This window comes from Stenotrophomonas sp. SMYL41 (assembly GCF_036319965.1).
Taxonomy (GTDB): domain Bacteria; phylum Pseudomonadota; class Gammaproteobacteria; order Xanthomonadales; family Xanthomonadaceae; genus Stenotrophomonas; species Stenotrophomonas maltophilia_R.
The window spans coordinates 61,557-83,372 of sequence record NZ_JAWIRX010000023.1; the positions used below are offsets into that span (position 1 = coordinate 61,557).

A 21,816-nucleotide genomic window follows, 5' to 3' on the forward strand; every position below is an offset into this window, starting at 1 on the left:
AGGGCCATAAAAAAAGCCCGGTGGCCAACCGGGCTTGAACCCATCCTGGGGGAGGGGATGAATCAGGCCACGTCGAGGCTGGCGCGACGGGTCTGGGCCTTGATCAGGCGATCCATGGTGCGCAGCGAGCGGTCGCCGAGAGCCAGGGCGGAATCGACCCATACCTTGGTGATCTCCAACAGTTCGTCGTAGCTGACAGGCTGGGCAATGCTGCGTGCGGCGTTCATTGCCAGGTAGGACTGTGGGGTGCGCTGCTGCTGGCGGATCAGTTCTTCGACCGCCGCGCGGCCTTCGCCCTTCTTCACCAGCACGTCGACCACGCCCATCGCATGCATTTCCTCGGCGCTGTAGACCCGGCCGTCGAGGATGATCTTCTCGGCCAGATGTGGTGACACACGGCGGCACAGGAACGAATAGGCGCCCATGCCCGGGAACAGGCCGAACAGAACCTCGGGCAGGCCCATGCCGCTGCCTTCCTCGGCCACGATGGTGTGGCAGGCCAGCGCCATTTCCAGGCCTCCGCCAAGGGCGTCGCCCTGGATCAGGGCGATCGAACGGACGTCGCCGCCGAACCCGGTATGCAGGTGGTGCACGCCCTCTACGCAGCGCTGGGCGTAGTTCAGCAGGAGGTCGCGGTTGCCTTCGCGGATCAGGCGGGTGAACAGGTCCAGGTCACCGCCCAGGTTGTAGGCGACGGCGTCGGAGGCCAGCACGAAATGCCGCAGCGTGCCGTTGTGGCGTTCGGCAGGGCCGCGGGTGATGGCCGCCATATAGCTCCACATCTCGTCGAGCATGTCCTTGCGGCAGCAGGGACGGATGCCAGTGGCGGCGTCGGCGTGCATGAACAGCCAATGGGCAGCGCCGTCGGCACTGTCTTCGGTACGGATGGTGGCAAAAGGCGAGCCGCTTGAGGGCAGCTTTTCGATGGTACTCATGGAAGGGTCCTCGGCATGCGGCCCGCAGTGTCAGGTGGGTGGCCGGCGGGCCGAACGGTCCACACACGCGGCGATGCTACACCGCCTCAGGGCCGGCCCATGCGAAAGGGCCCAGGACGTTTCCGCCCCGGGCCCGGTACTGCTCAAACTGCCGCAAACCCTTACTGGGCGGGCGTATCGCGGAGTTCGCGACGGAGGATCTTGCCGACGTTGGTCTTCGGCAGCTCCTTTCGGAATTCAACGATTTTGGGGTGCTTGTAGCCGGTCAGGTTGGCCCGGGCATGTTCCTTGACCATTTCGGCGGTCAGGTTCGGGTCCTTCTTGACGATGACCACCTTCACCACCTCGCCGGACTTGTCGTCCGGCACGCCGACCGCGGCCACTTCCAGCACGCCCGGCATCATTGCGATCACGTCCTCGACTTCATTCGGATAGACGTTGAAGCCGGACACCAGGATCATGTCCTTCTTGCGGTCGACGATGTAGAAGAAGCCCTGCTCGTCCATCTTCGCCATGTCGCCGGTGTGCAGCCAGCCGTCGGCATCGATGGTCTTGGCGGTTTCCTCCGGGCGCTGCCAGTAACCCTTCATCACCTGCGGGCCCTTGATGCAGAGCTCGCCAACCTCGCCCAGCGGCAGGATGGCGCCGTTGTCGTCCTTGATGCAGGCATCGGTGGACGGAATCGGCAGGCCGATCGAACCGTTGTACTCGGTCAGGGTGAGCGGGTTGATGCAGGCCGCCGGCGAGGTCTCGGTCAGGCCATAGGCCTCGACCAGCGTCACGCCGGTGACCTTCTTCCAGCGCTCGGCCACGGCGCGCTGCACGGCCATGCCGCCACCCAGGGTGACCTTCAGCGACGAGAAGTCGACCGTGTCGAAACCGGGGGTGTTGAGCAGTCCGTTGAACAGCGTGTTGACGCCGGTGATGGCGGTGAAGGGCGCCGATTTGAGCTCCTTGACGAAGCCCTTCATGTCACGCGGGTTGGTGATCAGGTGGTTGCAGCCACCGAATTTCATGAAGACCAGCCCGTTCGCCGTCAATGCGAAGATGTGGTACAGCGGCAGGGCGGTGATGATCCACTCCTTGCCCATCTCGATGCCCGAGGCACTGATCCAGGCCGAGGCCTGCTGCATGTTGGCGATCAGGTTGCGGTTGGTCAGCATCGCGCCCTTGGCCACGCCGGTGGTGCCGCCGGTGTACTGCAGGAACGCAATGTCGTCGTGGTCGATCTCGACCTTGGGCAGGCTGTGGCGGCTGCCGAGCTTGAGCGCATGGCAGAAGCGCACGGCGCCCTTGAGATGGTAGTTGGGCACCATCTTCTTGATGTACTTCAGCACGAAGTTGACGATCACGCCCTTGGCGCCGAGCAGGTCGCCCAGGCCGGTGGTGATCACGTGCTTGACCGGGGTATCGGCGATGACCTGCTCGACGGTGTCGCCGAAGTTGTCGACCACCACCAGTGCGGTCACGCCGGCATCGACCAGCTGGTGCTTGAGCTCGCGGGCGGTGTAAAGCGGGTTGACGTTGACTACGGTCAGCCCGGCGCGCAGCACACCGAAGGTGGCCACCGGGTACTGCAGGCAGTTGGGCATCATCAGGGCGACGCGGTCACCCTTCTTGAGCTTGAGCTCACCCAGCAGGTAGGCCGCGAACTGTTCGACCAGCGCGTCGGTCTCGCCGTAGGTGAGCACCTTGCCGAAGCTGGAGTAGGCGGGACGGTCGCGGAATTTCGCGACGGAAGCGTCGAAGACCGAGGCTACCGAATGGAACTCGTTGACGTCGATCTCTGCGGGAACGCCTTTCGGATAGCTCTGCAGCCAGGGACGATCCAGACTCATATTCCCCCTCCAGGAATCGTGATGTATTAGGTTCCGGCCCTGAGCGTATCGGTAACGGCCGGTCATTGCAGCATACCCCGCCGTAGGGAAAACGCGAAGAGGGGTTCGCGGGGGCTGCAACGGTAGGTGTCGACCTTGGTCGGCACAGGATTGCGAGGGGCGCTGCGGGGGCGTGCCCACCAAGGTGGGCACCTGCCGGTTTGGGGTATGGGTCTGCCGAAGGGCCGCCTGCGTCAGCCCTGCTTGCGTACCGGTGCGCCGTTGGCCTTGTAGTACGGCGCGGTGCTGCGCGCCAGCGGGGTGCGGCCGCGGATCACGTCGGCCAGCTTCTCGGCCATCATGATGGTCGGTGCGTTGAGGTTGCCGGTCACCACCTGCGGCATGATCGAGGCATCGACGATGCGCAGGCCTTCCAGCCCGTGCACACGGCCCTGGCCATCCACCACCGCCATCGGGTCGTCGGCATGGCCCATCTTGTTCGAGCACGACGGGTGATAGGCGGTCTCGGCATGCTCGCGCACGAACGCATCGATCTGCGCATCGGTCTGCAGCGCGCTGCCCGGCGAGATCTCGCGGCCGCTGTACGGCGCCAGTGCCGGCTGCGCGAAGATCTCGCGGGTGATGCGGATCGCCGCGCGGAACTCGCGCCAGTCCTGGTCGTGCGACATGTAGTTGAACAGGATGCTGGGATGTTCGCGCGGGTCCTTCGAGCGCACATGGATGCGGCCGCGGCTGGGCGAGCGCATCGAGCCGACGTGCATCTGGAAGCTGTGCGCCTTGATCGGGTTGGAGCCGTTGTAATTGATTGCCACCGGCAGGAAGTGGTACTGCAGGTTCGGCCAGTCGAACTCGGCGTCGCTGCGGATGAAGCCGCCGGCCTCGAACTGGTTGCTGGCGCCGATGCCGGTGCCCAGGAACAGCCACTCCGCACCGATCGCCGGCTGGTTGTACAGCTTCAGTGCCGGCGCCAGCGACACTGGCTTCTTGCACTCGTACTGCAGGTACATTTCGAGGTGGTCCTGCAGGTTGGCACCGACGCCCGGCAGGTGGTGCACGACGTCGATGTCCAGGCTGCGCAGCAGGTCGGCCGGGCCGACGCCCGAGCGCTGCAGGATCTGCGGCGAGGCGATGGCGCCGCCACACAGCAGCACTTCGCGGCGGGCAGTGGCGCGCTGCGGCTGGTCGTTGTGCAGCCACTGCACGCCCACCGCGCGCTTGCCCGAGAACAGGATGCGGTCGGTCAGCGCGTGGGTGACGATGGTCAGGTTCGGGCGCGGCTTGGCCAGGTCCAGGTAGCCGCGGGCGGTGCTGGAACGACGGCCCTTCGGGGTCACCGTGCGGTCCATCGGGCCGAAGCCTTCCTGCTGGTAGCCGTTGAGGTCGTCGGTGCGCGGGTAGCCGGCCTGCACGCCGGCTTCGACCATTGCAGCAAACAGCTCGTTGTTGCCGGCCTTGGGCGTGGTCACGCGCAGCGGGCCATCGCCACCGTGGTAGTCATTGGGGCCGATGTCACGGGTTTCCGCCTTGCGGAAGTACGGCAGGCAGTCAAGGTAGGTCCAGTCTTCCAGGCCCGGCATGCTGGCCCAGTTGTCATAGTCCATCGCATTGCCGCGGATGTAGCACATGCCGTTGATCAGCGACGAGCCACCCAGGCCCTTGCCGCGGCCGCAATCCATGCGGCGGTTGTTCATGAAGGGCTCGGGATCGGTCTTGTACGCCCAGTTGTAGCGCTTGCCCTGCAGCGGGAAGGCCAGCGCCGCCGGCATCTGGGTACGGAAGTCGAGCCGGTAGTCCGGGCCACCGGCTTCCAGCAGCAGCACGCTGACATCGGCATCTTCGGTGAGGCGGGTGGCCAGCACGTTGCCGGCCGAGCCGGCGCCGATGATGATGTAGTCGTACTCGTTATGGGTGCTCATGGGTGTCTCCTGCAGGCCGGGGCGCGCTGCATGCAGGCGTCCCGGCGGGATGTCGGATCGGCGCGGTGGCCGGACGATGGGGCGGGCTCGCGGCGCGCCGGTCAGAACACGCTGGCGTAGTCGCCCAGCTCGACCTGCACCGACTTGATGCGGGTGTAGTGGCCGAGGGTGGAGATGCCGTTCTCGCGGCCGACGCCCGATTCCTTGTAGCCACCAACCGGCATTTCGGCCGGCGATTCGCCCCAGGTGTTGATCCAGCAGATGCCGGCTTCCAGGCGGTGGATGATGCGGTGGGCGCGGCTGACGTCCTTGCTGACCACGCCGGCGGCGAGGCCGAAGGTGGTGTCGTTGGCACGACGCACCACTTCGTCTTCGTCGTCGTAGGCGAGGATGCTCATCACCGGCCCGAAGATCTCTTCCTTGACGATGGTCATGTCATCGCGGCAGTCGGAGAACACGGTCGGCAGCACGTAGGCGCCGTTGGCCAAGGCGCCTTCGGTGGCACGGCCACCGCCGGTCAGCAGGCGGGCGCCTTCGGCCTTGCCGCTCTCGATGTAGCGCAGCACGTTCTCCATGTGCGGGAAGCTGGTCAGCGGACCGAAGTTGGTCTCGGCGGCCATCGGGTCACCGATGCGGATGCGCTTGACGCGCTCGACAACGGCGGCTTCGAACGCAGCCAGCATGCTGCGTGGCACGAACACGCGGGTGCCGTTGGTGCAGACCTGGCCGGAGCTGAAAAAGTTGGCCATCACCGCGATGTCGGCGGCGCGGTCCAGATCGGCGTCATCGCAGATCACCAGCGGCGACTTGCCGCCCAGTTCCATGGTCACTTCCTTCAGCGACGAGGACGCGGCGCTGGCCATGACCTTCTTGCCGGTGGCAACGCCGCCGGTGAAGGAGATTTTCTCGATCACCGGGTGCTCGGTCAGCCACTGGCCGATCTCGCGGCCCGGGCCCTGCACGACGTTGAATACGCCAGCGGGCACGCCGGCCTCGGTGTAGATCTCGGCCAGCTTGATCGCGGTCAGCGGGGTCACTTCCGACGGCTTGAACACCATCGCGTTGCCGGCCGCCAGGGCCGGGGCCGACTTCCACATCGCGATCTGGATCGGGTAGTTCCAGGCGCCGATGCCGGCGACCACGCCCAGCGGCTCGCGACGGGTGTAGAAGAAGCTCGACTCACGCAGTGGCAGTTGGATGCCTTCGATGGCGGTGGCCAGGCCGGCGTAGTACTCGACCACATCGGCGCCGGTGACGATGTCCACGGTGGTGGTTTCAGCCAGTGCCTTGCCGGTGTCCAGGGTTTCCAGATGGGCCAGTTCGTCGTTGCGCTCGCGCAGGATCTCGACGGCGCGGCGCAGGATGCGCGAGCGCTCCATGGCGGTCATCGCCGCCCACACCTTCTGGCCTTCGGCCGCGCTCTGCACGGCGCGCTCGACATCGGCCTGGCTGGCGACCTGCACTTCAGCGATCACTTCGCCGGTGGCCGGGTTGACGGACTTGAAGGTCTTGCCGCTGGTGGCATCGACCCGCTGGCCGTGGATGTAGAGCTGTTGGACGGGCAGGGCGGTCATGGGGCGTACTCCTTGGAAGGGGGGCGGAATGCTGAAACGCTTATAGCGCGACAGCCTGCAACTGGAAGTCGATGTAGCCGTAAGCGATGCGCCGGGACTTCTCGGCGTTGAACTGGCCGCCGACCAGGCTGCCGCGCAGCCACAGGCCGTCGATCATGGCGGCCAGGCCGCGGGCGGCCAGGCGGGCCTGCGGGTGGGGCAGCAGGCGGTTGAACTGGTGGCACAGGTTGGAGAACAGGCGCTGGTCGTTTGCGCGCTGCAGCCGGGCCAGTTCCGGCTGGTGCATGCTCGCGGCCCAGAAGGTGAGCCAGACGCGCATCGCGGTGCCATTGATCTGGCTGTCGTCGAAGTTGCCATCGACGATGGCGCGCAGCTGGTCGCGCGGGTCATCGCCGGCCTCGGCGCGGTAGCGGGCGACGGCGTCCTTCAGTTCGCGCAGGATTTGCCGCATTGCAGCATTGAGCAGGCCGTCCTTGTCGCCGAAGTAGTGGGCGACGATGCCGCTGGACAGCCCTGCCTTCTTCGCGATGGTGGCGACGGTCGCATCGGCCATGCCGATCTCGTCGATGGTCTGGAAAGTGGCCCGGATCAGCTGTTCGCGCCGTACCGGTTCCACGCCTTTCTTCGGCATTGTCTCTCCACGGATTGCGACCCGAAGGATCGGGCTGCCGGCCATTATGCTTTTTATTGATTGAACGTTCAATCAATAAACCCTAGGATGCGCTCGCGCCCCACGCCATGGGCCCGGTTTACCGGTCCGGCCCCGCCCATGTGCTCCCTCGGACTTGATGAGACGACCCCATGTCTTCCCTGGCTCATCCCAAGCGTTCGCCCCTGCGCTTGAACCGCTTTGTCTTCTTCAGCTCGTCGGTGTCGATCGGCATCCTCGGGCTGCTGACCGTTCTCTATCCCGAAGCCAGCGAGCACTGGCTGCAATGGGCGCAGGCCGAGGTGTCGGCCGCGTTCGGCTGGTGGTACATGCTGCTGATCGTGCTGTGCCTGGGCTTCGTGCTGTGGCTGGCGTTCTCGCCGTATGGCCGTATCCGCCTGGGGCACAACGAGGAATCACCGGCCTTCGGCTACGTCGCCTGGGTGTCGATGCTGTTCTCGGCCGGCATCGGCATCGCACTGCTGTACTACGGTGCCTACGAGCCGCTGGACCATTTCCTTCATCCGCCGGGGCAGCCCGGTGGTACCGTGGCCGCCGGCCGCGAGGCGATGGTGCTGACCTTCCTGCACTGGGGCCTGCACGGCTGGGCGTTGTATGCGCTGGTCGGCGTGGCACTGGGCTATTTCGCCTACCGTCGCGACCTGCCGCTGGCGCTGCGCTCGGCGCTGTACCCGATCTTCGGTGAGCGCATCCATGGCCGCATCGGCGACATGGTCGATGGCTTCGGCATCCTTGCCACGCTGATCTCGATGGTGACCAACCTCGGCATCGGTGCGCTGGTGGTGCAGTCCGGCCTGGTCTACCTGTTCCATATCCCGGATACGCCGCAGGTGCTGGTGGCGATCGTGCTGGTGATGATGGCGGTGGCCACCATCGGCGTGGTGGCTGGTGTGGAGAAGGGCATTGCGTGGCTGTCCAATCTCAATGTGCGCCTGCTGTGCGGCCTGCTGCTGTTCGTGCTGGTCACCGGCCCGACCCTGCACCTGTTCGACGGCCTGATCCAGAACACCGGCGATTACCTCGGCGCGTTCGTGCGCAAGAGCTTCGACATGTACCTCAACGACCCGAAGGGCCGTGAGTGGATGGGCTCGTGGACGCTGTTCTACTGGGCGTGGTGGATCGCCTGGGCGCCGTTCGTCGGCCTTTTCGTGGCGCGCATCTCGCGCGGCCGCACCATCCGCGAAGTGATCATGGGCGTGCTGCTGATCCCGCTCGGCTTCACCCTGGCCTGGCTGTCGATCTTCGGCAACACCGCCATCGACCTGGTGCTCAACCACGGCCAGGCGATCCTGGGCGACGTGGCCCAGCACGATGCGGCGATGACGCTGTTCAAGCTTCTGGAATACCTGCCCGGCGCGCCGTACGTGGCCGGTGCCGCGGTGGTGATCGGTTTCGTGCTGTTCCTGACCCCGGTCGACTCGGGCACGCTGATGATCGCCAACCTGTGCACCCGTCGCGTTGACGATGGCGTGGAGGATGGCCATGACGCGCCGATCTGGCTGCGCGTGTTCTGGGCGGCCGGCATCACCGTGGCCAGCGTCGGTCTTCTGCTGGCTGGCAATTTCAGCGCGATGCAGACCGCAGTGGTGCTGTGCGGCCTGCCGTTCTCGTTCACCCTGGCGTTCTACATGTGGGGCCTGCTGAAGGCGCTGCGCACCGACCCGGACGCCCCGCGGCGCTGAGCGCTTCTGTAGAGCCGAGCCCATGCTCGGCTCTACAGGGGGCATCGCAAACGCAAAGGGCCGGATCCGCAAGGATCCGGCCCTTTCCTCAATCGGGCGCAGCCGCGCCGTTACTTGGCTGCCAACTGGCGCAGCACGTACTGCAGCAGGCCGCCATGACGGAAGTATTCGACTTCCTTCGGGGTCAACAGCATTACCGAGACCTCGAAGGTCTTCTTCGTGCCATCGGCCTTGGTGGCGGTGACCGTGGCGCGCTTGCTGGCACCGTCCTGCAGGCCGGTGATGTCGATCACTTCCGAGCCGTCCAGGCCCAGAGACTGCGCGTTCTCGCCGTTGCGGAACTGCAGCGGCAGCACGCCCATGCCGACCAGGTTGGAGCGATGGATGCGCTCGAAGCTCTCGGCGATGACCGCCTTCACCCCCAGCAGCAGGGTGCCCTTGGCCGCCCAGTCACGCGACGAGCCGGTGCCGTATTCCTTGCCGGCCAGCACCACCAGCGGCACCTTGTCGGCCTTGTACTTCATGGCCGCATCGTAGATCGCCAGTTTCTCCGGCTGGCCACCGCCGGCCGGGTAGTACAGGGTGTTGCCGCCTTCCTCGCCACCGAACATCAGGTTCTTGATGCGGATGTTGGCGAAGGTGCCGCGAACCATGACGTCATCGTTGCCGCGGCGGCTGCCGTAGCTGTTGAAGTCGGCTGGCTGCACGCCGCGTTCCTGCAGGAAGCGGCCTGCCGGCGAGTCCTTCTTGATGTTGCCGGCCGGGGAGATGTGGTCGGTCGTGATTGAATCGCCGAACAGGCCCATCACGCGCGCGCCGTGCACGTCGTCGATGCTGCCGGTCTGCATGGTCATGCCATCGAAGTACGGCGGGTTCTTGATGTAGGTGGAGGCATCGCTCCACTCGTACAGATTGCCGTCCGGCGAAGCGATGGTGTTCCAGCGGGTATCACCCTTGAACACATCGGCGTAGTTCTGCTTGAACATCTCCGGGCCGATGGTGGCGGCGATGACGTCGCCGATTTCCTTGTTGCTCGGCCAGATGTCGCGCAGGAACACCGGCTGGCCATCGCTGCCGGTACCCAGCGGCTGGGTGGTCAGGTCGATGTCGGTGGTGCCGGCGATGGCATAGGCCACCACCAGCGGCGGGCTGGCCAGGTAGTTCATCTTCACTTCGGGGTGCACGCGGCCTTCGAAGTTGCGGTTGCCGGACAGTACCGAGGTGACGACCAGGTCGCCGGTGGCGATGCCGGCGCTGACTTCGGTCGGCAGCGGGCCGGAGTTGCCGATGCAGGTGGTGCAGCCGTAGCCGACCACGTAGAAGCCGATCTTCTCCAGCTCCTTCAGCACGCCGGCTTTTTCCAGGTAATCGGTGACCACGCGCGAGCCCGGCCCGAGCGAGGTCTTGACCCACGGCTGGCGGTTCAGGCCCTTGGCGGCCGCGTTGCGGGCCAGCAGGCCGGCACCGATCATCACTGCCGGGTTGGAGGTGTTGGTGCACGAGGTGATGGCAGCGATGACCACCGCGCCATCCTTCAGGCGCACCTTGCGGTTCTCGATCTCGATGTCGGCGAAGCCCTTGGCCAGCTGTTCGTTGCCGACTGCGGCACCGCCGCCTTCATTGACGAACGAGGAAACATCGTCGCTGCGCTTGTCACGGTTGGCGGTCATGCCAACCAGGGCTTCGCGGTAGTTCTTCTGCACGTCTTCCAGCAGCACGCGGTCCTGCGGGCGCTTCGGGCCGGCCAGCGACGGCTTCACCGTGCCCATGTCCAGTTCCAGCGTGGTGCTGTACTGGGCATGCGGGCTGCCCGGTTCGTGCCACAGGCCCTGTGCCTTGGCATAGGCTTCGACCAGGTCGATCTGCTCTTCGCTGCGGCCGGACAGGCGCAGGTAGTTCAGCGACTCGGCGTCGATCGGGAAGATGCCGCAGGTGGCCCCATATTCCGGGGCCATGTTGCCGATGGTGGCGCGGTCGGCCAGCGGCAGGTGCTGCAGGCCGTCGCCATAGAACTCGACGAACTTGCCGACCACGCCCAGCTTGCGCAGCATCTGGGTAACGGTGAGCACCAGGTCGGTAGCGGTAGCGCCCTCGGGCAGCTTGCCGGTCAGCTTGAAGCCTACCACCTGCGGGATCAGCATCGACGACGGCTGGCCGAGCATGGCCGCCTCCGCTTCGATGCCGCCCACGCCCCAGCCCAGCACGCCGATGCCGTTGATCATGGTGGTGTGGCTGTCGGTACCGAACACCGTGTCCGGATACGCAACGGCCTTGCCGTCCTTGTCCGCGGTCATCACCACGCGGGCCAGGTTCTCCAGGTTCACCTGGTGGACGATGCCGGTGTTCGGCGGCACCACCTTGAAGTTGTCGAAGGCCTTCTGGCCCCAGCGCAGGAAGCCGTAGCGTTCCTGGTTGCGCTGGAATTCGATCTTGCCGTTGAGGTCCAGCGCGTCGGGCTTGCCGAACACATCGACCTGCACCGAGTGGTCGATGACCAGTTCGGAGGGAATCTGCGGATTGATCTGCTCAGGCGAGCCGCCGAGCTTGACCACCGCGTCGCGCATCGCGGCCAGGTCGACCACGCAGGGCACGCCGGTGAAGTCCTGCAGGACCACGCGCGCCGGCATGAAGGCGATCTCGGTGTCCGGCTCGGCGGCCGGGTTCCAGCGGGCTACGGCTTCGATGTGGTCCTTGCCGACGGTGACGCCACCATCCTCGTGCCGGAGCAGGTTCTCCAGCAGGATCTTCATCGAGTAGGGCAGGTGGGAGATATCGAAGCGCTGGCCCAGCGTGGGCAGGCTGAAGTAGTCGTAGGTCCTGCCGCCGACATTCAGCTGGCTGCGGGTGGAGAACGAATCGCTCATGCGGGGTAACTCCTTCTTGCGGATGGCTTGCAGTGGCTCGCGCATGGGCGGGCCTGCTTGCGTTGGCCGCGGGCCTGGCGGCCCCGGTGGTCCCAGTATGAATCCTGGACTGAATGGATTCATCCGGGCCGGGTTCCGGCCTGCAGCATCGATTCCAGACTACAGGGGAAGGTGTATGGCGTATGTCACGTTTGTGGCCGATCCTTTGCGAGGCAAGGGCTGGCGGGGTGCCGGTCCTGTTCAGGGTGGAAGTATGCCCGGGGAAGTATGTATAATTTGTGCATACTCTGGAGGGCCTACCGATGGAAGCCACTGTTGCAGAACGCGGACAGATCACCCTGCCCAAGGCGGTGCGTGATGCCCTCGGCCTGACCAAGGGCACGCTGCTGAAGGTCGAGCTGGACGGCAGCCGCATCATCCTGCGCAAGAGTGTTGACGATGCCATTTCACGGGCGCGCGGCAAGTTCGCGCTGGACGGTTTCGAATCGTCCGACGCAGCGGTACGCGCGGTGCGTGACGAGGAATAAGCCGTGATGATCGCCGTCGATTCGCCGGTGCTGGTCGAGCTGCTCAGCAATGGTCCGCAGGCCGATGCCGTGGAAGCCATCCTCAGGCAGAGCCTGGTCGGTGGCCGGGTGGTGGTCTGCGGCGCGACCCTGGCCGAGGTCTGCGCATCGTTGCGCGGCGGCGCCGAGGTGCTGGAAGCGCTGGAAGAAATGGGCGTGCACTTCAATCCGATGGAAGCCAAGTCGGCGCTGCGTGCCGGCGAGATGCACCGTCGCCACCGCCAGCGCAGTGGCAGCCGCCGCAGCCTGGACGAATTCATGGTCGGCGCCCACGCACTGCTGCAGTGCGATGGCCTGATCACCTGGAACGACACGTTTTACCGCGACTACTTCAAGGGCCTGAAGCTGATCGTGCCGCACGCCTGAGCCCACTTTGATTTTTCAACCTACGCATTACCCGGGAGTTGTCATGTTGGAAGCCTACCGCCACCACGTCGCCGAGCGCGCTGCGCTTGGCATCCCGCCGCTGCCGCTGAGCGCGCAGCAGACGGCCGATGTCATCGAACTGCTGAAGAACCCGCCGCAGGGCGAGGCCGAGTTCCTGCTCGACCTGCTGACCCACCGCGTGCCGGCCGGCGTCGATGACGCGGCCAAGGTCAAGGCCTCGTACCTGGCGGCGATCGCCCTGGGCAGCGAGCAGAACCCGCTGATCAGCCGCGAGCGCGCCACCGAACTGCTGGGCACCATGCTCGGTGGCTACAACGTCGCGCCGCTGGTGCAGCTGCTGGACGACGCCAGCGTCGGCACCATCGCCGCCAACGGCCTGAAGAAGACCCTGCTGGTGTTCGATGCCTTCCACGATGTGCAGGAAAAGGCCAAGGCGGGCAACGCCAACGCCCAGGCCGTACTGCAGAGCTGGGCCGATGCCGAGTGGTTCACCAGCAACCCGGAAGTGCCGCAGAGCCTGACCGTCACCGTGTTCAAGGTGCCGGGCGAGACCAACACCGACGACCTGTCGCCGGCGCCGGACGCGACCACCCGTCCGGACATCCCGATGCACGCCCTGGCGATGCTGAAGAACAAGCGCGACGATGCGCCGTTCACCCCGGAAGAAGACGGCAAGCGTGGCCCGATCCAGCAGATCCTGTCGCTGAAGGACAAGGGTCACCTGGTTGCCTACGTCGGCGACGTGGTCGGCACCGGTTCCTCGCGCAAGTCGGCCACCAACAGCGTGCTGTGGTGGACCGGCGATGACATTCCGTTCATCCCGAACAAGCGCGCCGGTGGCGTCTGCCTGGGTTCGAAGATCGCCCCGATCTTCTACAACACCATGGAAGATGCCGGTGCACTGCCGATCGAGCTGGACGTGTCGAAGATGGAGCACGGCGATGTGGTCGAGCTGCGTCCGTACGAAGGCAAGGCGCTGAAGAACGGCGAAGTGATTGCCGAGTTCCAGGTCAAGTCCGAAGTGCTGTTCGACGAAGTGCGCGCCGGTGGCCGCATTCCGCTGATCATCGGCCGTGGCCTGACCGGCAAGGCGCGCGAAGCGCTGGGCCTGGCCCCGACCGATCTGTTCCGCCTGCCGGTGCAGCCGGTCGATACCGGCAAGGGCTTCTCGCTGGCGCAGAAGATGGTCGGCCGCGCCTGTGGCCTGCCGGAAGGCCAGGGCATGCGCCCGGGCACCTACTGCGAACCGAAGATGACCTCGGTCGGCTCGCAGGACACCACCGGCCCGATGACCCGTGACGAGCTGAAGGACCTTGCTTGCCTGGGCTTCTCGGCCGACCTGGTGATGCAGTCGTTCTGCCACACCGCCGCTTACCCGAAGCCGGTGGACGTGAAGACCCACCACACCCTGCCGGAGTTCATCTCCACCCGTGGCGGCATCTCGCTGCGCCCGGGCGACGGCGTGATCCACAGCTGGCTCAACCGCATGCTGCTGCCGGACACCGTCGGCACCGGTGGTGACTCGCACACCCGTTTCCCGGTGGGCATTTCGTTCCCGGCCGGTTCGGGCCTGGTTGCCTTCGCCGCTGCCACCGGCGTGATGCCGCTGGACATGCCGGAGTCGGTGCTGGTGCGCTTCAAGGGCAAGATGCAGCCGGGCGTGACCCTGCGTGACCTGGTCAACGCGATCCCGCTGTACGCGATCAAGTCGGGCCTGCTGACCGTGGCCAAGGCTGGCAAGAAGAACATCTTCTCCGGCCGCATCCTGGAAATCGAAGGCCTGCCGGAGCTGAAGGTCGAACAGGCGTTCGAACTGTCCGACGCCTCGGCCGAGCGTTCGGCGGCCGGTTGCTCGGTGCGCCTGAACAAGGAGCCGATCATCGAGTACCTCAACAGCAACATCACCCTGCTGAAGTGGATGATCGCCGAGGGTTACCAGGATCCGCGCTCGCTGCAGCGCCGTATCGAGAAGATGGAAGCGTGGCTGGCCAACCCGGAGCTGCTGGAGCCGGATGCCGACGCCGAGTACGCCGCCGTCATCGAGATCGACCTGGCCGACATCCACGAGCCGATCGTGGCCTGCCCGAACGACCCGGACGACGTGAAGACCCTGTCCGAAGTGGCCGGCGCCAAGATCGACGAAGTGTTCATCGGTTCGTGCATGACCAACATCGGTCACTTCCGTGCGGCTGCCAAGCTGCTGGAAGGCAAGCGTGACCTGCCGACCCGCCTGTGGGTGGCCCCGCCGACCAAGATGGATGCTTCCGAGCTGACCAAGGAAGGCGTGTACGGCACCTTCGGCGCTACCGGCGCACGCATGGAAATGCCGGGCTGCTCGCTGTGCATGGGCAACCAGGCGCAGATCCGCGAAGGTTCCACCGCGATGTCGACCTCGACCCGCAACTTCCCGAACCGCCTGGGCCGCAACACCAACGTGTACCTGGGTTCGGCGGAACTGGCGGCGATCTGCTCGCGCCTGGGCCGCATCCCGACCAAGGAGGAGTACATGGCGGACATCGGCGTGATCAACGCCAATGGTGCGGAGATCTACCGCTACATGAACTTCGACCAGATCGAGGAATACCAGGACGTGGCCAAGACGGTTGCTGCCTGAGGGTAGTGCCGGCCGCTGGCCGGCATCCCGTTGAAACGAAAAACCCCCGGTGAAAGCCGGGGGTTTTTTGTGTGTGCCGGGCCAGGTGGCCTAGCCCATGCGCATCGCCGTCCGGGCCTGCTCCTGGACGTGGTCTTGCTGGGCAACCTGCTGTGCCTGCGACATCTGTTCGACCTTGGCGAGCGATTGCTCCACGGGCGTATTGACGGCGTCGCTGATCGCGACCGAAGACCGCAGGTGTGCCGGATTGTCGAGCGCTCCCTGCACAACGAACATGCGAGGGCCCGAGCCGTCGCTGGGTGGATTGCCCAGGACCACATGATCGACGCGTTCCAGGCCACTGCTCTTGGCCGCTGCCAGCAGGCTGGCCGTCATCCGCTCACTGGTGTCATCGAAGCTGCGCCCGTGCCTGGCATCCACGGCGGATACACCGTCGCGAATCTGCCGGTAGAGAGGTTGGTCTGGGTGGCCTTCCTTCCTGGGATCCAGGCCTGCCCTGTCCAGGGTGGATTCGATGCTCTCCTGCAATGGGTTCCTGGGAGAGAAGCCGGGATTGCCGAGGGAGGGCGAGCCCTGGTCGGTTGCATCCTGGGTCAGTTGCTCCCCAGGCTTGAGCGCATTGCGGGCCTGCGCCGCGGCTTCAGCTTCGTGGCGGGCATGCGCACCAGCTTCCTCCGTGCCGCGCAGGTAATTGACCCCGTCGCGCAGCAGACCCGGTCCACCGCCGACAAGCACGGTCGCCGCCGCGCGCAGCTGATGAACATCACTGCGGTAGTCGGCAATCCGGCGCAGGTCTTCAGGATCCGTGATCCGGGCTTCGGGGTTGTCCAGTACAGACTGCACCGGACCCTTGTCGGTCATGCGATCAAGGAAATGAACCAATCGATGGGAGTCACCCAACTGGACCGCCACGGCGGCGGACATGACATGACCGCTCTTCATCCCAAGCGTTCCGAGCGAGGCGATGCGCTGGCCCTGCTCGGCGTTGCGCAGGACCTCCAGTTCCCTGGGCAGCGCATACATCTGGACCTGACCGTAATGAGGGCCGCCCGCACTGACCAGGTCGCCTGCCATCACATGGTTGGTGAAGGGCGCCGCATTGGCCGGCAGGCCTTCAGGGAGGCGATACGCCAGCCCGGCGGCACCGTAAGGATTGAATGCGTCGCCGGGGAGGTTGTAGTGATGGGCGGTGATCTGCGCGAGGGCGCCGCCGAGGGAGTGGCCGGTGACATATACAGACCCGGATCCCCTTTCATCAGCTAATTTGATGGCTTGCTTTGTGAGCGAGAGGGCGTCGCCGAGTTGTGCGTTGACTCTGGCGGTGACCATTGCGGCGTCGATGCCGCCATCAAGCATGGGCTGACGATCAAATTCGGTGCCGCGGTGGGCGACGATGACTTCCTTTGTATTGATGTTGAGGTAGGCAATGCCCTGATATCCGCTCCCGGAGTCACGACAGGCTAGGACCTCGTACTTTGTTCCACCGATGGTGATGTCGGAATTGGCGGGCGGAAGCGGGTCATTATAGACACTGTCCGAGAGCGTCGCGCTTTCTCTAGGATTCATTGCGATGCTCCTTCAATCCTTGTGGAGACTTCGATTGGAAAGTATTCCTCGCGCTTTTCTGGCGGCATCTTCTCGTACCAACTTGAAGGCTCCGTTGGAGTCCGCTCCGGCGATTGTCCTGTGGTCAAGGGCGGCAATGCCCGCTTTATGTAGGCAGTGAAGGTTCTCCCGCCCTCAATCTCGGTGAATAGTGCTGCGACGGACGCGCGGATTGGGCGATCATCAGTGATGAAGGAAAACGAAGCTTCTACGAGGGCAGGTGTCCAAGTGCACGGACCCCGACCGTAATAGTCGGCAACTTCCATGCCGTCGTTGAATACAACACTGCTGAATTCAGTAGCACTGAGGCGCTGTGCCTGAAGCTCAACCTTGTGCTGATTCGGCTCGTACTGCACCCCCTCCCAATTGTTGACCGGAGGGAGACAGAGTGGGTCTATCTCATACGTGACGAAGACCGAAGGAACGGGGACATCCACGGGTGCATCGTGGACCCGAATCACAATCGGCAGCGCATCCTTGGGCGCAGGATTCTCGCGATAGACCGGGAACGAGCGTTCCTTGTTGCAGCCCGGAACGGCCAGTGTGATCAAAGCGATCAACGCAACATGAGCAAGGCTGGGGACGGGTTTCAGCATGAGCGGTCCATGTCGCTGATCAAGGTTTTGCGGGGTGCGGCGACACCATGAAGGGCACCTCGGGGCAAATGCGACGGATTGCGTATGTCATGCCGGCTGCACCCCGGTACTCCATCCTTGTGTGCCGGTGCCACGGGGCGTTGCGGCGTATCGTTCATCGGCGTTCCATTGCTCTGCGATGTCTGACTATACGACCCGGTGCAGCTGTACTCCAAGGCCGAGGTGTAGCGCCGGGGGCGTTCCGTGGGACGCCGCCCAGCATCCTGCCGCTTGCTAGCAGGCAACGTGCAGCGACTGCTGCAACCATGCATCAAGGTGCACGCTGGCGAATGCCGGATTCTCCAGCGTGGAGATATGGCCAGCATCGGGGATCGATTGCAGCTTGCAACCGATCAGCTCCGCCATCTGCCGCGCTTCGGTCAGGGGGCGTGGGAGGTCGTGTTCGCCACTCAGGATCAACGTTGTTTCCCGGTCCAGATCCTTCAACGCACCCAGCCGATCCGGGCGGCCGAAGATCAGGCGGCCGAGCGGCACCACCGCGTTCAGCAGGCGCTCGCGGGGCCAGGACAGCAGCCGTTGCCGGAACAGCAACCGGATCGGATCGTCGGTGGCGATGCCCGGGCGGAAGAACAGCGGCACGATCTGTTCGGCCATGGCTTCGGGGATGCAGCCCAGCTGTTCGATCATGTCGAGCATGCCGAAGTAGCGTTGCCGCGACGCTTCCGGTTCCGCACCGAGATAGGTATCCATCAGGATCAGCGAACGGACCTGATCGGGACGTTGCAGCGCCAGTTCCGCCGCCCACATGCCGCCCACCGAGAGCCCTGCCACTGCGTACTGCCGGATGCCCAGCGCATCCAGCAACCGCCCGACTTCGCGTGCAAGGCACGCGGGAGTGGTGAGGGCGGCTGATAGTGACAGATCGTTGTCGTGGCCGGGGAGCTCCGGGATGATCAGGCGATAGCGCCGCGACAGCAGCTCGATCTGCGGTGCCCACATGGAGCGGCCCCAGAGATAGCTGCCGCCAAGGACGATGGGAAAGCCGGTGCCGATATCGTGATGGGTGAGAAGGGGCAAGGAGGTGCTCCATGGAAGGGAGCCTCACGCTGCGGGGGGCAGGGGACGAACGTCCAATGTGGGGAATCGACAGGGATCCATCCCGGGGCACAAACGAGGTGAGTGCGTCACGCATGTGCGCAAGCAGCACTGTTGAAACATCGTTGTCCGGCGTTGCTGCAAGGTCGAACGGGTTGAATGCGACGTCTGTCGGTTGTTTTCAGCCGGGTGCGGAGCGGAGCAAAGGCTCAGCCCCGCAGCAGTCCCATCACCCGCGGGCCAGTGCCAGCAACCGCTCGGCGATCCGTTCCAGCGGCACCTGCTCCTCGGCCGCGCCCAGCTTGAAGGCGGCCCCGGGCATGCCCCAGACCACGCTGGTGGCCTCGTCCTGCACCAGCGTGGGTGCGCCGGCCTGGCGCATTTCCAGCAGGCCGCGTGCGCCGTCATCGCCCATGCCGGTGAGGATGGCGCCGATGGCATTGCCGCCAGCGTTCTGTGCGACCGAGCGGAACAGTACATCGACCGCTGGCTTGTGCCGGTTCACCGCCGGGCCATCGTCGACCCGGCAGCGCCAGCGTGCACCGTCGCGGATGATCCGCAGGTGCTTGCCGCCGGGCGGCAGGTAGGCATGGCCGGGCAGCACGGCTTCGCCGTCGCTGGCCTCGCGCACGGCCATCGCCGAGTGGCGGTCCAGGCGTTCGGCGAAGGCGCTGCTGAAGCTGGCCGGCAGGTGCTGGGTCATCACCACGGCGGGCGCGTCGGCCGGCATGCCTTCCAACACCACGCGCAGCGCTTCGGTGCCACCGGCGGACGAGCCGATCGCGATCAGCCGGTCGGTGGTGCGGAACTGCGGTGCGGCGGGGCGCATCGCTGGCGCGGCGTCCAGCATGAGCTTCGGCGTGGCCGCACGCACCAGCGGGCGAACACGCGAACGGGCTGCCATCTTGACCTTGGCGATGATTTCGTCGGCGTAGGCCTGCAGGCCGCGCGCTACGTCCAGCTTCGGCTTGGAGACGAAATCCACTGCACCCAAGGCCAGCGCCTGCAGGGTGGTGTCGGCGCCGCGCTCGGTCAGCGAGGAGATCATCACCACCGGCAATGGATGCAGTCGCATCAGGTTTTCCAGGAAGGCCAGGCCATCCATGCGCGGCATTTCCACGTCCAGGGTGATCACGTCCGGGGACAGGCGCTTTATCTTCTCGCGTGCCAGCAGCGGGTCGGCGGCGGTACCGACCACATCGATGGATGGATCGCTGGACAGGATTTCCGTGAGCATCTGGCGCACGACGGCCGAGTCGTCGACGATCAGGACCCGGCAGGGGGCATTGCCGGTCAGGGTCATTCGAACAGCTCCACGCCACCGGTGACCGGTGCCTTGGACAGGCGTGCGCGTACGGCCGATTCGGTCGCGGCGACTTCGGCTTCGTGGGCATGCGGCAGCCGCTGCACGACCACGCGGCCGGTATCGGCGAAGAACCAGATCTTGCGCGGATGGATGCCGCACAGGTCCTCGGCAATGATCGGGATATGCTCGGCCTGCAGGTATTGGCGCACGAATTCGGCGTTGCGGGTGCCGACCGGGTTGCTGGTGAAGCCCTTGAGCACGTTGGCGCCGCCGAACACCTTGGCTTCGATGCGCTTGCGGTGGGCGCCACGCTTGAGCATGTCGTTGATCAGAAGTTCCATCGCGTAACTGCCGTAGCGTGCAGGTGCGCCGTCGCCGGCGTTGCCCTCGGGCAGCAGGAAATGGTTCATGCCACCGATCTTCAGCACCGGGTCGCGCAGGCAGGCCGCCACGCAGGAACCCAGCGTGGTGGTCAGCGCAGTGGTGTCATCGACCACCAGGTACTGGGTCGGCAGCAGCTTGGCAGCGATGGTCTGGAAGCGTGCATCCTGGTAGCGCATGACATCATCGGTACGCAATGAAGCATTCATGCGCCGGCCTTTGCCGCACGGCGGTACAGGGTGCGGCCGCAGGGCTGGATGAGGTCGGCGGCGTGCAGGTAGTTCTCCGAGTGGCCGGTGTAGAGCAGGCCGTCGTCGGCCAGGTGCTGCACCAGGCGGCCGAGGATGGCGCGCTGGGTCGGCTTGTCGAAGTAGATCATCACGTTGCGGCAGAACAGCGCGTCGAACGGGCCGCCGACGTCGTAGCGCGGCGCGAGCAGGTTCAGCGGACGGAACTCGATCAGCTCGCGCAGTGCGGGCAGCACGCGGCACTGGCCCTCGTTGGGGCCGCTGCCGCGCTGGAAGTAGCGGCGGCGCAGATCCGGGTCGAGGCTGGTGACGCGATCGATGTTGTAGACGCCGCGACCGGCGGTGGCCAGCACCTGCGTATCGACGTCGGTGGCGATGATGCGCACCGGTGGCTTCAGCGTGCCGAAGGCCTCGCAGGCAGTGATTGCCATCGAGTAGGGCTCTTCGCCGGTGGATGCCGCGCACGACCACAACAGCAGCGGCGTGCGGCCGGAGCGCTGCTGCAGCTCCTCGCGCAGCTTGTCGAAGTGGTGCGGCTCGCGGAAGAACGAGGTCAGGTTGGTGGTCAGCGCATTGGTGAACGCCTGCCACTCGTCGCCGTCTTCCTGCTCCAGATGGTCCAGGTACTGTTGGAAGCTGCGCATGCCCAGCGTGCGCAGGCGGCGCGACAGGCGGCCATAGACCATGTCGCGCTTTGCCGGCGCGAGGGCGATGCCCACGCGCTGGTAGATCAGGTCGCACACGCGGCGGAAATCACGGTCGGCGAACTCGAATTCGCGCGGGCCGGTAACGATGGGAGTAGGACTTTGCACGGGGGACGTGTCCATCGGCGGAGGCGGCGACCGAAGCCGCCGCGGGTGGGTCTTAGAATTCCTGCCAGTCGCTGTCGCTGTCGCTGGCGACGAAGGCGCTGGCATTGCTGCTGCGGCGGACCGGAGCGGGCGTACTGGCCGGCTGCGGACGTGCGACGGTGGTGACACGGGCCGGTTCGACGCGCGCGGCCACGGCCTTCACTGCGGCCGAGACCTGGTTGTCGAGGCGGAAGATCGCCACGGCATCGGCCAGCTGCGCGGCCTGGTCTTCCATCGCACGTGCGGCGGCGGTGGCTTCTTCCACCAGCGCGGCATTCTGCTGGGTGGTTTCGTCCATCTGCACCACGGTCTGGTTGACCTGCTCGATGCCGGCCGACTGTTCCTGCGAGGCCGCGGAGATCTCGGCCATGATGTCGGTCACCCGCTGCACCGAGGCGACGATCTCGCCCATGGTGCTGCCGGCCTGGTGGACCAGGCTGGAGCCTTCGGCGACCTTGCCGACGGAGTCGTCGATCAGGCCCTTGATCTCCTTGGCGGCGGCAGCCGAGCGCTGGGCGAGGGTACGCACTTCGCTGGCGACCACGGCGAAGCCGCGGCCCTGTTCACCGGCACGGGCGGCTTCCACCGCGGCATTCAGCGCCAGGATGTTGGTCTGGAAGGCGATGCCGTCGATGACGCTGATGATCTCGGCGATCTTCTTCGACGAGGCTTCGATGGCCGACATGGT

General features: G+C 65.5%; 17 protein-coding genes. 4 read left to right on the top strand and 13 right to left on the bottom strand.

Translation table 11 applies throughout. The features are described from left to right. Positions 1 to 62 precede the first annotated feature (62 nt). The 5 genes from V3B30_RS20395 to betI all read right to left on the bottom strand — a co-directional run bounded on the left by V3B30_RS20395 (position 63) and on the right by betI (position 6,894). Complete coding sequence (locus V3B30_RS20395) at positions 63 to 935, bottom strand: crotonase/enoyl-CoA hydratase family protein (protein ID WP_100472168.1); 873 nt, start codon at positions 933 to 935, stop codon at positions 63 to 65. 161 nt (positions 936 to 1,096) lie between these two features. Next, positions 1,097 to 2,773, bottom strand: coding sequence for a long-chain fatty acid--CoA ligase (locus V3B30_RS20400; RefSeq protein WP_262083476.1), 1,677 nt, complete (start codon positions 2,771 to 2,773; stop codon positions 1,097 to 1,099). A gap of 233 nt (positions 2,774 to 3,006) precedes the next feature. Further along, positions 3,007 to 4,689: a choline dehydrogenase gene (gene betA, locus V3B30_RS20405; RefSeq protein WP_100472170.1), complete on the bottom strand. Its 1,683-nt coding sequence runs from the start codon at positions 4,687 to 4,689 to the stop codon at positions 3,007 to 3,009. Between the two features lie 101 nt (positions 4,690 to 4,790). Continuing rightward, complete coding sequence (betB, locus tag V3B30_RS20410) at positions 4,791 to 6,263, bottom strand: betaine-aldehyde dehydrogenase (protein WP_100472171.1); 1,473 nt, start codon at positions 6,261 to 6,263, stop codon at positions 4,791 to 4,793. A 40-nt stretch (positions 6,264 to 6,303) separates the two neighbouring features. Continuing rightward, a complete protein-coding gene (gene betI, locus V3B30_RS20415; RefSeq protein ID WP_087922449.1) occupies positions 6,304 to 6,894 on the bottom strand; it encodes a transcriptional regulator BetI in 591 nt (196 codons plus the stop codon). A gap of 170 nt (positions 6,895 to 7,064) precedes the next feature. Between betI and V3B30_RS20420 the strand changes: the two genes are divergently transcribed. Further along, positions 7,065 to 8,615 carry a BCCT family transporter gene (locus tag V3B30_RS20420; RefSeq protein WP_262083477.1) on the top strand — a complete coding sequence of 517 codons (1,551 nt, stop codon included), beginning with the start codon at positions 7,065 to 7,067 and terminating at the stop codon, positions 8,613 to 8,615. Between the two features lie 110 nt (positions 8,616 to 8,725). Here V3B30_RS20420 and acnA read toward each other — a convergent pair whose 3' ends face one another. Beyond that, positions 8,726 to 11,479 carry an aconitate hydratase AcnA gene (gene acnA, locus V3B30_RS20425; protein WP_262083478.1) on the bottom strand — a complete coding sequence of 918 codons (2,754 nt, stop codon included), beginning with the start codon at positions 11,477 to 11,479 and terminating at the stop codon, positions 8,726 to 8,728. Positions 11,480 to 11,781: 302 nt separating this feature from the next. Between acnA and V3B30_RS20430 the strand changes: the two genes are divergently transcribed. The 3 genes from V3B30_RS20430 to acnB are packed head-to-tail and all read left to right on the top strand — an operon-like array spanning position 11,782 to position 15,046. After that, complete coding sequence (locus V3B30_RS20430) at positions 11,782 to 12,006, top strand: AbrB/MazE/SpoVT family DNA-binding domain-containing protein (RefSeq protein ID WP_005409505.1); 225 nt, start codon at positions 11,782 to 11,784, stop codon at positions 12,004 to 12,006. A 6-nt stretch (positions 12,007 to 12,012) separates the two neighbouring features. Continuing rightward, positions 12,013 to 12,411: a type II toxin-antitoxin system VapC family toxin gene (locus V3B30_RS20435; RefSeq protein ID WP_010482492.1), complete on the top strand. Its 399-nt coding sequence runs from the start codon at positions 12,013 to 12,015 to the stop codon at positions 12,409 to 12,411. A gap of 43 nt (positions 12,412 to 12,454) precedes the next feature. Beyond that, positions 12,455 to 15,046 carry a bifunctional aconitate hydratase 2/2-methylisocitrate dehydratase gene (gene acnB, locus V3B30_RS20440; RefSeq protein ID WP_262083479.1) on the top strand — a complete coding sequence of 864 codons (2,592 nt, stop codon included), beginning with the start codon at positions 12,455 to 12,457 and terminating at the stop codon, positions 15,044 to 15,046. A gap of 90 nt (positions 15,047 to 15,136) precedes the next feature. Here the strand turns inward: acnB and V3B30_RS20445 are convergent, their stop codons facing one another. The 7 genes from V3B30_RS20445 to V3B30_RS20475 form a co-directional block, all read right to left on the bottom strand. After that, positions 15,137 to 16,612, bottom strand: coding sequence for an XVIPCD domain-containing protein (locus V3B30_RS20445; RefSeq protein WP_262083480.1), 1,476 nt, complete (start codon positions 16,610 to 16,612; stop codon positions 15,137 to 15,139). After that, entirely contained in the window at positions 16,609 to 17,247 is a 639-nt protein-coding gene (locus V3B30_RS20450) for a hypothetical protein (RefSeq protein ID WP_262083481.1), read from the bottom strand. The genes V3B30_RS20445 and V3B30_RS20450 overlap by 4 nt, the downstream gene beginning before the upstream one ends. A gap of 273 nt (positions 17,248 to 17,520) precedes the next feature. After that, positions 17,521 to 18,324, bottom strand: a complete 804-nt coding sequence (locus tag V3B30_RS20455) for an alpha/beta hydrolase (protein WP_262083482.1) — start codon at positions 18,322 to 18,324, stop codon at positions 17,521 to 17,523. Positions 18,325 to 18,571: 247 nt separating this feature from the next. Next, positions 18,572 to 19,645, bottom strand: coding sequence for a chemotaxis response regulator protein-glutamate methylesterase (locus V3B30_RS20460; protein WP_262083483.1), 1,074 nt, complete (start codon positions 19,643 to 19,645; stop codon positions 18,572 to 18,574). Further along, positions 19,642 to 20,238: a chemoreceptor glutamine deamidase CheD gene (gene cheD, locus V3B30_RS20465; RefSeq protein ID WP_014037083.1), complete on the bottom strand. Its 597-nt coding sequence runs from the start codon at positions 20,236 to 20,238 to the stop codon at positions 19,642 to 19,644. Before cheD ends, V3B30_RS20460 begins: the two co-directional genes overlap by 4 nt. Next, positions 20,235 to 21,104: a CheR family methyltransferase gene (locus V3B30_RS20470; RefSeq protein WP_100472179.1), complete on the bottom strand. Its 870-nt coding sequence runs from the start codon at positions 21,102 to 21,104 to the stop codon at positions 20,235 to 20,237. Before V3B30_RS20470 ends, cheD begins: the two co-directional genes overlap by 4 nt. A gap of 37 nt (positions 21,105 to 21,141) precedes the next feature. Further along, positions 21,142 to 21,816 (bottom strand): methyl-accepting chemotaxis protein (locus V3B30_RS20475; RefSeq protein ID WP_329809771.1); only part of this gene is annotated, 675 nt, incomplete at its 5' end.